This window comes from Paenibacillus apis, assembly GCF_018333295.1.
Classification (GTDB): Bacteria; Bacillota; Bacilli; order Paenibacillales; family Paenibacillaceae; genus Fontibacillus; species Fontibacillus antibioticophila.
Genome location: NZ_BORS01000010.1, coordinates 133,846 through 148,101, shown reverse-complemented (window position 1 = coordinate 148,101; position 14,256 = coordinate 133,846). Strand labels below are relative to the sequence as shown.

The 14,256-nt window shown below is 49.0% G+C and carries 10 protein-coding genes; 8 read left to right on the top strand and 2 right to left on the bottom strand.

Going from position 1 to position 14,256, the window contains the following annotated elements:
• Positions 1-11: 11 nt before the first annotated feature.
• The 3 genes from KI362_RS15545 to thrS all read left to right on the top strand — a co-directional run bounded on the left by KI362_RS15545 (position 12) and on the right by thrS (position 3,649).
• Entirely contained in the window at positions 12-1,268 is a 1,257-nt protein-coding gene (locus KI362_RS15545; RefSeq protein ID WP_301628399.1) for a hypothetical protein, read from the top strand.
• Positions 1,269-1,348: 80 nt separating this feature from the next.
• Complete coding sequence (locus KI362_RS15540; protein WP_301628398.1) at positions 1,349-1,492, top strand: hypothetical protein; 144 nt, start codon at positions 1,349-1,351, stop codon at positions 1,490-1,492.
• Positions 1,493-1,732: 240 nt separating this feature from the next.
• A complete protein-coding gene (gene thrS, locus KI362_RS15535; RefSeq protein ID WP_301628396.1) occupies positions 1,733-3,649 on the top strand; it encodes a threonine--tRNA ligase in 1,917 nt (638 codons plus the stop codon).
• Positions 3,650-3,945: 296 nt separating this feature from the next.
• Here thrS and KI362_RS15530 read toward each other — a convergent pair whose 3' ends face one another.
• Both KI362_RS15530 and KI362_RS15525 read right to left on the bottom strand, forming a co-directional pair.
• Positions 3,946-4,734 (bottom strand): response regulator transcription factor, encoded by a 789-nt coding sequence (locus KI362_RS15530; RefSeq protein ID WP_301628394.1) that lies wholly within the window; start codon positions 4,732-4,734, stop codon positions 3,946-3,948.
• On the bottom strand, positions 4,715-6,445 hold the full coding sequence (locus KI362_RS15525; protein ID WP_301628392.1) for a sensor histidine kinase: 1,731 nt from the start codon (positions 6,443-6,445) through the stop codon (positions 4,715-4,717). The genes KI362_RS15530 and KI362_RS15525 overlap by 20 nt, the downstream gene beginning before the upstream one ends.
• Before the next feature lie 260 nt (positions 6,446-6,705).
• Here KI362_RS15525 and KI362_RS15520 point away from each other — a divergent pair, with 260 nt between their 5' ends.
• The 5 genes from KI362_RS15520 to KI362_RS15500 all read left to right on the top strand — a co-directional run bounded on the left by KI362_RS15520 (position 6,706) and on the right by KI362_RS15500 (position 14,119).
• Positions 6,706-7,620: an ABC transporter permease gene (locus KI362_RS15520; RefSeq protein ID WP_301628526.1), complete on the top strand. Its 915-nt coding sequence runs from the start codon at positions 6,706-6,708 to the stop codon at positions 7,618-7,620.
• A gap of 18 nt (positions 7,621-7,638) precedes the next feature.
• Positions 7,639-8,508, top strand: a complete 870-nt coding sequence (locus tag KI362_RS15515; RefSeq protein WP_301628391.1) for a carbohydrate ABC transporter permease — start codon at positions 7,639-7,641, stop codon at positions 8,506-8,508.
• A 39-nt stretch (positions 8,509-8,547) separates the two neighbouring features.
• Entirely contained in the window at positions 8,548-10,230 is a 1,683-nt protein-coding gene (locus KI362_RS15510) for a hypothetical protein (RefSeq protein ID WP_301628388.1), read from the top strand.
• 80 nt (positions 10,231-10,310) lie between these two features.
• A complete protein-coding gene (locus KI362_RS15505; protein ID WP_301628386.1) occupies positions 10,311-12,200 on the top strand; it encodes a beta-galactosidase in 1,890 nt (629 codons plus the stop codon).
• A gap of 161 nt (positions 12,201-12,361) precedes the next feature.
• Positions 12,362-14,119: a glycoside hydrolase family 35 protein gene (locus KI362_RS15500; RefSeq protein WP_301628385.1), complete on the top strand. Its 1,758-nt coding sequence runs from the start codon at positions 12,362-12,364 to the stop codon at positions 14,117-14,119.
• Positions 14,120-14,256 lie beyond the last annotated feature (137 nt).

Sequence of the window (14,256 nt, the reverse complement as noted above, 5' to 3'; positions counted from 1 at the left end):
GAGAGAGCTCAATGAATCTAACCCATCATTGCAAAGCCGCATTTTCGCAAAAAGACATTACCCCCGATTTTCCGGTTGAGTTGATTGGCGGCTATAGGGGAGACGGCCAAGCGAGAGGCATTCTGCATCGCCTAAGCGTACAGATCGTTCTGTTCGAGCTTGGACAGGAGCGCAGCTGTTTGATCGCGATAGACAGTCTTGGACTGACTGCGAAGCTATCGGATGAATTGCGTTCGTTAACAGCGAAAGCACTAGGCATTCCTGTAGCCAGGATAATGCTTAATTTCTCACATACCCATTCTGCTCCCGCTCCGTTATCACCGTTAAATGGACAGAGATATTTCACCCTGCTGTGCAGCAAGGTAGCTGAGGCGACCCGGGAAGCGCTGCTCCAGTTGCAGCCCTGCTTGATCGGTTGGTCGGTCACGTATTCGGAATTAGCCGAAAATCGGAGGGATGGATGCTCGCTTGCAGATAAGCGCCTCGGAGCGCTCCAAATCGTTAATGCAGCTAACGCCCGCCCGTTGGCTTTGGTTCTAAGGGTCGGTGCACATCCCAATATCCTGATGGAGCATACGGATATATCCAGCGATTATTTCGGGATGACCCGAGACAAGCTGTCGGATGAATTCGGATGTCCGGTCATGCTGCTTCAAGGAGCGTCTGGAAATCTCAAGCCTAGAGGAGTAAACACGATTAACGGAGGTACGCTGCAGGATGTGGAGCGAATTTCCGACCTGATCCTGCAAGATGCTAAGCGGCTTCAATTTGAACCGAGCCAAGTGGAGCGCCTCTCCCTGTATAGCAGGAAGATTGAATTTCATTCTGACGTGCCCTCAAAGGAGCAGGCGCTGCAAATCGCCGATGAGGCGCGCGCTCGGTTTGGAATAGAGGGGGCGTCCTGGCTGGACGAGTGCGAACGGCTTAGACAGGCTGGCATTGTGAGTCAAATCCAGGAGACGAGTGTCCAGTTCTTCTTCCTGAATGAAGGTTGCTTTTGCGGCTTGCCGGATGAGATTTTTTGTGAAATCTCGCTTGAAGCCTCTCTCAGAGTCGAGTCGCAGTTGCTGTTCCTTAATGGCTACACGAATGGCTGCGCGGGCTATCTGCCTCATCGCGAGGAGTGGGAAAAGGGAGGCTATGAAACGTTATACAGCTATCTGATGTATTATCCTTATCACGGTCATGTCCTGCCGTACCGGAAGGATACTGCCCAGCGTATCGTAGAGCTTGTTGTAGCGGAATGGCATCGCGAGGGGAACGGTTAAGTTAAATGTCGCTTGACTTCGGACGCATTGTTGGATTATTGTAGTACACAATATCAATAGTTCAGGCGATGACCGAAGACATGATTTCCGACATACGGGCTGCACAGAGAGAGGAGCACTGGCTGCAAGCTTCTCCGGCAACGATCGGCGATTACCCCTTTGGAGCTGTGGCGTTGAACCTGTTTGGTGTGAAGACGGTAAACCTTCCTAGCACCAGACGGTGAGTAAGCGTCACCGGTTGATCCCCGTTAACAGATACTGATGAGGGTCTTTGACTTCTGAATCCTCCTGCTTAGCTATGATTGGCTGAAGGGAAGAGATGAATTGCAGGTCAAGACCGAAGCAGGGTGGAACCACGAGTCGAATGCACTCGTCCCTAAGTGGACGAGTGCTTTTTTGCGTGCATTTGTCCCAAATAGCCAGGCGTTCAAATTCAATTATCGAAGAATGGAGGAAGGATGATCATGGTAATTCAAATCACATTGCCGGATGAGACTGTAAAGGAGGTGCAGCAAGGGACGACGATCCGGGAAATGGCAGGTCTGATCGGAACCGGATTAGCTAGGCAGGCCGTGGCTGGCAAGCTTGATGGCAGAATAGCCGACCTTGATCGTCCTCTTGTGGAGAACAGCCATTTGGAGATCTTGACTTTGGACAGCCGGGATGGACTGGACATCATGAGACATAGCTGTACCCACGTCATGGCGCAGGCAGTCAAACGGATCTTCGGAGAAGAAGCGGTCCGCTTGGGTATCGGTCCCGTTATTGAGGACGGGTTCTATTATGATATGGCGTTGCCGCGGCCGCTATCGACGGAGGATCTTGCTTCGATCGAGCGGGAAATGAATGGAATTATTCAGGAGAACCTCCCGATTACCCGCAGAGAGGTTTCACGCGGGGAGGCCCTCGCATTATTTGAGCAGCAGGGCGAAAGATTCAAGGTAGAGCTTATTCATGATCTGCCGGAAGAGGAAGTGATCACGCTTTACGAGCAGGGTGAATTTGTTGATTTGTGCCGGGGTCCGCATGTGCCGACAACTGGACGGATCAAGGCGTTCAAGCTAATGAGTGTTGCGGGAGCCTATTGGCGGGGGAACTCCGACAATGAGATGCTTCAGCGTATCTATGGCACTGCCTTTGCAAGTGCGGCTCAGTTGAAGGAGCATCTGCAATTTCTCGAGGAAGCCAAGCGCCGGGATCATCGCAAGCTTGGCAAAGAGCTGGAGCTGTTCATGTTCTCGGAGGAAGCTCCCGGCATGCCGTTCTATCTTCCAAAGGGAATGACGATCCGGACGATTCTTGAGGACTTTGCCCGTGAAATTCAGCGGCAGCGCGATTATGAAGAGGTTCGTACCCCGCTGATGATGAACAACCGGATTTGGGAGCAGTCGGGTCACTGGGATCACTATAAAGACAACATGTACTTTACTTGGGTGGATGAGACCAAGTATGCTCTGAAGCCGATGAATTGTCCGGGGCATATGCTGATTTATAAGAACAGTCTGCGCTCCTATCGCGAGCTGCCGATTCGGATTTCGGAATTCGGCCAGGTTCATCGGCACGAGATGTCCGGTGCTTTGGGAGGCATGATGCGGGTTCGTACCTTCTGTCAGGATGATGCCCATCTATTTGTACTGCCTGAGCAGATTGAAGAGGAGATTGGACAGATCATGGATCTGATCGACTATATGTACCGGGTTTTCGGCTTCGAGTACAAGATCGAGCTGTCTACCCGGCCAGAGGATTCCATGGGCTCGGAGGAGCTCTGGGAGCGGGCGGAAGCCTCACTGCGCAGCGTGCTGGAGCGGCGGGGAATTGATTATGTGCTTAATGAGGGGGACGGGGCATTCTATGGACCCAAGATTGATTTTCATATTCTCGACGCCTTGAAACGGAGCTGGCAATGCGGCACGATTCAACTGGACTTCCAGATGCCCGAGAAATTTGAGCTGAGCTATATCGGGGAGGATGGACTGAAGCATCGGCCGGTCGTCATTCACCGTGCTGTCTACGGCTCCATTGATCGCTTCATCGGCATGCTGACCGAGCATTATGCAGGAGCATTCCCGCTATGGCTAGCGCCCGTGCAAGTGAAGCTGCTCCCGGTATCCGATCAGGTGCTGGGATATGCGCTGGAGGTCAAACGGTCGCTGGCAGAAGCCGGCATACGGACCGAGCTGGATATCCGCCAGGAGAAGCTGGGCTATAAGCTCCGTGAAGCTCAACTGGAGAAGGTGCCGTACATGCTCGTCATTGGCGATAAGGAAGCCGAGGCGGGAACCGTATCTGTAAGAAAGCGCGGGGAGGGCGATTTAGGGCTTATAGAGACCAGAGAACTGATCGCGCGAATCGTATCGGAAATCAAGCAGAAGCAGGCTTAGACCGATAAAAATAGTCGCTGGAGACATGGCCTTGCATCGGCTTTACTCCGGCTGTGCGCCGGACAATTATGCAGGAGGGACGCTCTCGCCAGCGTTAGTGCTCCCTCCTTCTCTACTTCGCTGCAATTGCACTGCGGCTATACCTTGTTTTCTTCTAAAAAATATACATAATCTATGTGCTCGCCGATAAAATCTGCAGCATGGAGGCGCATGGAATCGTTTTCGTATCCGCACAACTTTGCAATCTCGGCAACCGAGAATAGTAATGCACAACGCCGGAAGAGTCACTTTCAGAACTACGTCAACCGGGATCTCCGATATTGGCGCGGTGTGACTCCGTATTCTTCCTTGAACAAATGGATAAAATACTGGTCTTTTTTGTAGCCGACCATTCGCGAGATATCTGCTATGCGGAGATCAGAATCCAGCAGCAGGCGGGAGGCCTTTTCCAATCGTTTTCTGGAAATATAGCTTGACACGTTCTCTCCCGTTTCCTGTTTAAAAAGCTTGGAGAGGTAGACCGGATGAAGGTGTGCGATCTTGCCCAGTTCATCCAGACTAAGACTATGATCAAGATGGTTCTCGATAAAGGTTTGCACCTTGTCTACAATACTTTTATTGCATAAATATTTGTTATGCCGAATCCGGTCGATGTCGTCGATCGGATTCGGCATACTGTCATCGGAATTCCCCAAGGTCTGGACCTTGCGCTTCTCCTGAATTTTTTCGACGACTTTGGCTATGGCTTTTTCCATATCGTCTTTGTCCACAGGCTTGAGTAAATAGTCAAGCGCACCCAGGCGGAGCCCTTTTTGCGCATAGTCAAACTGGGAATAGCCTGAGAGAAAGATGACTTTGGTCGGCAAACCGGTTTCGTGGATATGCTGAAGCAGGTCAATTCCCGAAATCTCGGGCATCCGGATATCCGTGATCAGAATATCTACAGGGCTTCGAGTCAGCACTTCCTTGGCTTTGATCGAATTGGTCGTGGTTTCGATATGATCGATGCCGTAAGCCTTCCAGTCAAGCAAGTGCTTCAGGTATTCCACTACATAATGCCCATCGTCAACGATTAAAAGCTGCATGAGCCTCTCCTTTCTCAAGGGGGTAACGGATGAGCAGCAGGACGGATAGTCCCCCCCAATGATTGGCGGAAAATTGCAGTCCGCTAGATTCGCCGTACGTATTTTTTAACCGCCGATTGACATTCCAGAGTCCAACTCCTCCTGTTCCCTCAGGCGGGGCGCTGCATGCGATCCGGGACTTCAGCCTGCGGATTTCATCCGGCGCCAGTCCTCTGCCGTCATCCGAGACCCTGATCACGATCGAGGCTTCGGTCTGTGTTATGTCAATAGATACCCTATGGGCTCCTTGCAGTCCCTCAATCCCGTGTTGAATTGCGTTCTCCACCACTGGCTGGATGATCAGAGGCATCATCGGCAGAGAAGCAAGTTCGGGCGGAAGACCAATCTCGTATTCGACCCTTTTGCTGAGCGCCATAATAGCCAGGAAATGTTCGGCCAGCTTAAGCTCGCTGCCCAGGGTGACAACGAAGTGATCCAATTTGGTTATATAACGGTAATATTCTGCCAAATGCTTGCTCATCTTCATAACGGCGTCCGGAGAAGACCGAGCCATCGACATAATAAAGAATAAACTGTTGTATAAAAAATGCGGGTTGATCTGGGCCTGCAGTTGTTTCAACTCCGCGCTTCGCCTTAGCTCCGTTTCCGTCCTTAGAGAGGCAAACAGCCCCTGGATTTCGGAAACCATATGGTTAAAGCTTCTGAACAGATTGTAAAATTCATTGTCGGGGTTTTCGGTAATTCGGGTACTGTAATTGCCTTGTTCGACCTGCAAAAACTTTTTGTCCAGCAGACGGATATTACGGTAATAATTCCGGTAAAACGTAAAGATGACGAACAGACCAAGCCCCAACACCGCCAAAATGCTGGCAAGGAAAACCTTCCGGCTGCGTTCGAGCGGCTGCAAAAAAGTATTTGTTCGCGTATAGGCGATAAGGTAAGTGTCTAGCGGCTTAATGTATCGGGATAGAATATAATAATCGTCCTTATAGTTATGATAGTCATACTTTAAAGTTTCTGTTGGATCGGGCAGCAGCATATCGCTCACGGCTTTCAGCAGGTCATGATCCACTTCTTGCTCGCTCCAGAGCAGTTGGCTGCCATTAATCAGAAAAAAGGCGTTCGAGCTATCGTCGTTTACAGCCTTCTTCAACAGGTTTTTTAAGTAGTCGGTATTCAGCTTCACGCCAACGACATATTGGACCGGCTCGGGATGTCCTGGTTTTTGTATGTAGGGGTAGACGGCAAAATAATAGAGGCTGTTGTCGATGGTCTGCCACCCCTTGCTCTCGACTTGGATGAATGGGAGTTTGGCTTGAGGATCACGGTTAGTAGAGAAAAAGGTCCCTTCGGATTTCCAGTAGATCCCTATTGTGTCGATTGATCGGCTGGAAAGAAGCGGCTTCTCCAGTCGCTCGACAATTTCGTTCTTCTTCATTTGGGATTCGTAATTGCTAAGCTCGAGAACCTGGTTCTGATAGAAGCGCACATCGTTGTCGGCTGCAAACTGTACTCCGTACATATTCGCTTCGTACATGATTCCGTCGAGAATGCTTTTGGTATACTCAAGCTGTTTTTTGGAAGCGCCGATCAGACTTTCTTCCAGCGTCTTTGAACTCAACTGGTTCATAATGAAAAATAAGCTCAATGTCAGCAACAGGAAAAAAACAAAGAAATAAATGAAGCGCTTCATGTTCATTCTTCTTATCATGTTGATTTCCTTTCACCCAGGAATTAGCTTTATCATAAGTCAAACCGCCGGAAAGCGGAAGGCGCTTTCGAGCATAAAAATGAAAGCGCTATTAAATTGCTTCAGGATGAGGTTATGATGTTAAGACTTTGGCATTTTTGTATGAAAGCGCTTTTGTTAAGCTTGAGTTCGAGGAAGACTTTCTCAGAGTTTGCATAAAGGGGGTAAGTGCAATTAGCCAGATCGTGACTGCAAAATCAGCAAAAAGGGCCAGTCCGGGGATGCCTAAACCGACCCCGTGGAAGAAGGAGATCAAGAAAAACTGGCCCTTGTATGTGCTGTGCGTTCCTGCGTTCCTTTTTGTATGTATTTTTTCGTATGGTCCCATGGCTGGTCTTGTCATGGCATTTCAGGATTACAAGCCATGGCTTGGCATTGGAAGTTCCGAGTGGATTGGACTAGAGAACTTTGCAAGAATTTTCGAGTACAAGGAGTCGATGCAGGCGATTTCCAATACGCTGATTATCGCAGTTTCCAAAATTATCGTCGGCATTATCGTGCCGATCGTTATGGCGATCTTGCTCAGCGAAATCCGAAATATCGGGGTGAAAAAAAGCGTGCAGACACTCGTATATCTGCCGCACTTCTTGTCTTGGGTTACCGTCGCCGGGATGATGATCGACATTCTCGGGCTGGACGGCGGCGTAAATCATGTGCTGACCCAGGTTTTCGGGATGAAGCCGATTTTCTTTCTGGGTGATCCCGGATTATTTCGGCCTACGGTCATCATCAGTGATTTGTGGAAAAATTTCGGCTTCGGCATGATTGTCTATCTGGCGACGATTACGGGGATCGATCCCTCGTATTACGAGGCGGCAGAAATCGACGGAGCCACGCGTCGGCAGCAAATTCTCCACGTGACCTTGCCCTGTATGATGCCGATGATCATCGTCATTGCAACGCTCAGCCTGGGCAACATTCTGGATGCCGGCTTCGATCAAATTTTCAATTTGTACAACCCGCTTGTATACAGTACAGGAGATATTATTGACACTTACGTCTATCGTTCCTCCTTGCTGAATGGACAGTACGGGTTCGGGACGGCGGTGGGGCTGTTTAAATCGGGCATCAGCCTGATCCTGATCGTTGTATCCTACCGACTGGCCTATAAGTATGCCAACTACAAAATATTCTAGTCAGGAAGGAGGAGGAGAATGTACCATAAGACGACGGGCTATAAGGTCTTTTCTATTTTTAATTACACCTTTATGATTTTGGCGGGATTGTCTTGTTTTTTGCCGCTGATTCATTTATGGGCGCAATCGTTCAGCAGCAAGGCGGCTGTCAACGGCAATCTGGTGTCTTTCTGGCCGGTGAATTTTAACGTGGACGCTTACATGAAAACATTTAGAAATTCCAATTTCACCGGTTCCATGCTGATTTCCGTGATTCGGACCGTTTTGGGGACTTCTATCAGCATGTTTGTCATAACCTGTGCCGGATACGCCTTGTCCAAGGAGTTTCGCGGCCGTAACGCGCTGATGTGGTTTTTCATCTTTACCATGCTTTTCTCCGGGGGACTGATTCCTTCTTATATCTTGATAACAAGTCTTGGATTTAAGGACACCATTTGGGCGCTGGTATTACCGGGCGCTTTCGGAGCCTACAACCTGATCCTTCTGGTCAATTTTTTCAAAACGATTCCGAAAGCGCTGGAAGAGGCGGCATTTATTGATGGAGCTTCCTTTTTTGCCATCCTCAAAAAAATCTATTTGCCGTTATCTTTACCGGGACTTGCTACAGTAGCCTTGTTTATTATGGTAGGGCACTGGAATTCCTGGTTCGACGGAATCTTGTATATGTCGGATACTAGCCGGTACCCGCTGGCTTCGTTCCTGCAGACTGTGGTGGTGCAAAGCAACGCTCAAAGTATGGCAATGAGTCAATCCGAAGCCGAAGCGATGGCGGAACAAAGCATCAAAGCGGCGCAAATTTTTATCAGCACACTGCCGATTATTTCGGTCTATCCCTTTTTACAAAGATATTTTGTCAAGGGGATTGTTCTTGGAGCGGTGAAGGAATAGCGGCGGGATAAGGAAAAAATAGCAAAGGGGTATGATTCCATGAGGAATAGAAATATATTGGCTGTGGGAATGGCGGTCATTTTGGCGGCGGGCCTGCTGGCCGGCTGCGGCTCCGGAAAGAGCCCCGGAAGCAGCGCTCCGGAAGCGGAGCTCAAGGACGGCAAATACGATCCTTCGATTACAATTACGATTGCAAAGCAGCAGGACGAAAATGCCGGCAAATACATCAATGGCGAAAGCTTGAACGATAATGTGCTGACCCGTTGGGGCGAGCAAAACTTGGGCATCAAAATTGAAACCACCCTGCTGGGCGGCGACGCTTCTCAATATAACACCAAGCTGCGGCTGGCGCTGACAGGTTCCGAGGTATTGCCGGATGTGTTGCCGGTATACGACACCATGATTATGAACGACCTAATCGAGTCAGGGCGGGTCAAAGAGATCACGGAAGACATCAAAACCTATATGCCTGAACGTATTAAAGAAATTTACAAACAATATCCGACCACCTTTAACCCGGTGATCAAGGACGGTAAAGTTTACGGAATGGCGATTGCGCCGAATTTAACGGAAGGCGAAGTGATGCTGATTCGCCAGGACTGGCTGGACAAATTGCAACTCAAGGCGCCTACCACGGTCGAGGAATTTGAGCAGGTGATCGTCGCATTTACCAATGACGATCCTGACGGTAATGGCAAAAAGGATACGTACGGCTTTACGTTTTCGGGTAAGGACTCTTATAATACCGGCTGGGTGAGCGATCCGGTCATGATTTTCAGCGCTTTTACAGGCAAGCATCTTCCGCGGCAGTGGTATGACGACAATGGCAAGCTTACTTACGGCTCGATACATCCCGGAAACAAGGATGCTCTTGCCAAGCTCCGCGACTGGTATGCTAAAGGATATTTGAACAAAGAATTGGCTACTCAGGGTGCCTGGGACGCGTTGTCCGGGTTTACGGAAGGGAAGGCAGGCATCATTATCGGCCGCCCCTGGCTTTATGACAGTGTGAAGGACGTGGAGAAGAACGTGCCCGGCGCCAAGGTCAGCGCTTATCCTACGATTCTGGGCGTAAGCGGTGATAAAACGTATCAGTCTGCCCAGTTAAATGATGGGGTGTTCATGTTCAATAAGGATTTCAAATATATGGAGGGCTTCTTCCTGTACTACGACAAGCTGTACGATGCAGCGTTCGGTACTGGGGACTTCCAATACGGCTATGCCCAAGGCTATGACTTTGATATTGTCGATGGCGAGATTGTCTTCGATCCTGTCAAATTCAATAAGCCGATGGAAGCGATTCAATCTGTCGGTAAAATGGCCTTCACCAAAAACACGCCGAGTGTCAGCCCGGCAGGTAAAAACTACTATGACCTGGCCAACGGCGCTTCGCCTGACAGCGGTCCGTTATTGGCTGCGGCTGCAGCCAGCCAAACGACGAAGGACGGCTTTGCCATCTCCTATGAAAACCGCGACACGTTGCTGCCGAATCCATTTAACGGCCCGCCTACCCCCACGATGCAGAACGTATGGGAACAGTTGACTACGATGGAGCAGGAAACGTTCACCAAAATCATTTACGGAAATGAACCGCTTGAGGTGTTTGATACCTTTGTCAAGCAATGGGCTGAGAAGGGCGGCGATACTATTACGGAAGAAGTCAACGCATGGTACGAAAACGCCAAAAAAACGGACGTAATGTCTTTGATGGGACTTAAATAACAGTTTTTCCAGGGCAACCGAATTCTGGCAGAAGGAAGGGTTGCCCTTTTATACGTAACAGAAAAAGGGGGAAGCGTTGAATGGATGATCTGCTTAAAGAGCCTAATCTTCGGGGATGCAGCCAACTAGAGGAAGCCTTATTCAGATTTGATGAGGAAGGAGGCGGCCTCCTCTATCAACTCGACGGAAAGAGGCTGGAGGGATATGCGTATCTATTGGCGGATGTAGAAAATAAGGAGGATTACGCTGTATGTTTTAATTTCGGTTTTTGGGAGGATCACACGGACAAGAATAGCGATTTGTTTATTGCCGTGGGAATTCTGCCACGTTTGGAAACGACCATATGCATGCCCCTGCAGTATTTGGACGGACAGACCTTATTCGGTCCGCGCCGACCCGGCATTCTGAAGACCGTTGTCAAGGGCAATCGGATTAGTCTTGACCGATTAAAGGCTTTTGCCATTAGTCAGCCCCCCTCTCATCGCCAGACGACCCTTGCGATAAAAAACGTTCGCCTTTCCAGGGAAGAGCCGGTGATAAATACGGAACACGCTTTTCTAATTGATGACCTGGGACAGTACACCGGGAAAGACTGGCTAGGCAAAACAAAGCATGCCGAGGCAAGTCAGCAATACTTGGAGTCGCTGCGAGAGGAGGCTCGTCAGTTTTTACAGAGGTATACGGATAGTTATTATGGGACTGAGACCATCCGATTTGAGGCTACAGGTTATTTCCGTCTGGAACGGGTGGGCGACTGTTACTGGCTAGTCACTCCTGATGGATATGGTTTCTTTAGCAGCGGGCTGGATTGTGTGACTCCACAATCGCCAGGGCCGGTGAACAACGAGGGCGCCATGCGAGATTATCCGGTTGAAAATCTCAGGTCCGCCTTCGGTCAGGAATGGTATGATGCATGGAGCGACATTACCAAATACCGTCTGATTCGCTGGGGCATCAATACGATTGCCGCTTGGAGCGATCTTGATTTTGCCCGCAAATCAAAAATTCCTTACGTCGTTATGCTGAATCAATTTCCTGCAACCACCACACCGATTTATCGCGATTTTCCAGATGTTTTTTCTGAAGAATATAGGGAGCGTTCTGTCAATTATGCCCGGCAACTTCACGAGTACCGGGATGACAGCTGGTTGATTGGTTACTTCATGTCGAACGAACCTAATTGGGCTTTTGTGAATGATTTGAATCTGGGATACGAACTGCTTCGCAGTCAGAGACAGTTGGCCTCCAAGAAGAAACTGATCGAATTTCTGATGGGGCGTTACTCTGATTTGGCTGAGCTCAATCGCAGCTGGGGAACGGAAGCGGGTACCTTTGAAGATCTGTTCATGCTCGGAGAATTTCCGGATATAACCGAAGTCGGAATGGCGGATTTAGCGGCTTTCTCTCGAATACTCATCAGCGAATATATCCGGGTTCCTGCACAGGCGCTTAAGCAAGCAGACCCTCATCACTTGAATTTGGGAATTCGCTATGCGTATGTCTCCAGCCCGGACTTATATAGCGGCAGCGAGTATTTTGATATTTTTTCGATTAACTGCTATGAACGGACATGCAACGCTGCGGTGGAAGAAGTGTTTGCTCATGCTCGCATGCCAATTATGGTGGGAGAGTTTCACTTTGGTGCCATTGATCGGGGATTGCCGGCTACCGGGATCCGCGGGGTAAGGGACCAGGAGAACCGTGGCAAAGCCATACGCCGATATATAGAAGCGGCCGCTGTCGTGCCGTATTGCCTTGGCATTCATTACTTTCAATTGAATGACCAGCCCTTTCTGGGGCGTTTTGATGGAGAAAATTACAATATAGGCCTGGTTGATGTATGCAACCGGGAGTATCCGGAGGTTACTAAACCTTTAGAAGAAGCAAACAAGCGGCTTTATTCACTTCGGCAAGGAGATGATCGGCCAATTTCAGAGGATATTGATTATATTTCTGCGATCTTCTATTAAATCCGGGTTGCGGAGATGCCCGCTAGGCACTGTCCGGATAGAGTCTTGAGACAAACTGAGCATGAAAGGTCAGTTTCCTGCCAGCTTGCATTTATTGTGCAAAGGATAAAGATAGTGTATATATCTATCTATTACCATCAATAATTGAAGGAGCCAATGTCATGTCGAAACCTGACCGTTCGTTTACTGTTACAGACCAATTCTATTTGAATGGAGAGCCGTTCAAGATTATTTCCGGGGCCATTCATTACTTTCGTGTTGTTCCGGAATATTGGCAGGATCGCCTTGAAAAGCTTAAAGCCTTGGGCTGCAATACGGTGGAAACCTATGTTCCATGGAATATGCACGAGCCAAGGGAAGGCGAGTATCATTTTTCGGGCATGTACGATGTCAGAAAGTTTATTCAAACGGCCGAAGAGCTCGGTTTGTATGTGATCTTAAGACCTTCTCCCTATATTTGCGCCGAATGGGAATTCGGCGGTCTGCCCTTCTGGCTGCTGCGGGACGGGGAGATGAAGCTGCGCTTCAGTTACCCTCCCTATTTAGAGAAAATCGATCGCTACTATCGACGTTTGTTCGAGGAATTCAAGGATCTGCAAATAAGCGACGGCGGACCTATTATTCTGATGCAGGTTGAAAATGAGTACGGCTCCTACGGCAATGATAAAAATTATCTCTATTCTTTGATCGAATTATTGAGAAAGCATGGCGCAACGGTGCCTCTAGTTACCTCCGACGGCCCGTGGCACGATATGCTGGACAACGGTTCGGTCCAGGATGCAGCGTTGCCTACGATAAACTGCGGTTCGGGAACCAAGGAGTATTTTGCACGGCTAAGAGAATTTCACGGCGAAGAACGGCCGCTTATGGTCATGGAGTTCTGGATCGGATGGTTTGATGCGTGGGGCGATAAAGAGCATCATACTCGCGATGCCGAGAGTGCCGCAGCGGAGCTGAGCGATATTTTGAGTGAGGGCAGCGTGAATATTTACATGTTCCATGGCGGAACCAACTTCGGCTTTACAAGCGGAGCTAATTATTATGACAAGCTGTCACCCGATACAACTTCATACGATTATGATGCGCTGTTGACAGAGTGGGGCGATATTACGCCAAAATATCAAGCCTTTCAGCAAGTGATTGCCCGTTTTACCGAATTGCCGAAGGTGGAATTTTCAACGGATATTCAAAAAAAGGCCTACGGTGAAATTCCCGTGAAGCAGAAGGTATCCCTATTTTCCGTGGCGGGTCAACTGGCTGAACCGGTAAAATCTCCGTATCCATTAACGATGGAAGCGTTGAACCAGCCTTCCGGATATGTGTTGTATCAGGCGGATTTAGGAAAGCAAAGACGTGTCGAGGATTTTCGATTGATCCAATGCGCTGATCGGGCCCAAGTTTTTATCAATAAGAAGCATATATTCACCAAGTACGATCTTGATATGGAAGAGAAAGAATCTTTTGATTTACCGGATCCGGAAAATGAACTAATGGTACTGGTTGAAAATATGGGCAGAGTCAACTATTCCGTAAAGATGAACAGCCAATACAAAGGGATTAAGGGCGGGGTTATCGTCAACGGCGCTTTCCAAAGCGATTGGAAGCAATATGTGCTTTCACTTGATCATTTGGAGACATTGGACTTTACCCAGGGATACCTTAAAGGTACTCCGGCATTTTACCGGTTTGAACTGGAAATTGGGGAAAAGGGCGATACATTCCTGGACTTTACGGGATGGGGCAAAGGCGTGGCCTTCATAAACGGCTTTAATTTAGGACGGTTCTGGGAAGTTGGTCCGCAAAAAAGACTGTACATTCCAGCTCCCTTGCTAAAGCATGGCATGAATGAGGTCGTTTTATTTGAAACGGAAGGGAAAAGCGGGGAAACCATCCGGTTTGAGGATTCAGCCGGTTATTGATTTGAAGTGCGCCGGCGCCGTTTTTCTGATCCGATGAATACCAGACCTGCTCCATGCGATCCTGTATAAAGGCTGGTATTAGTTTAATAATGAACAGCTAAAAAGCCTCCCGCCCCGGGAGGCTTTTTAGCTGGAAA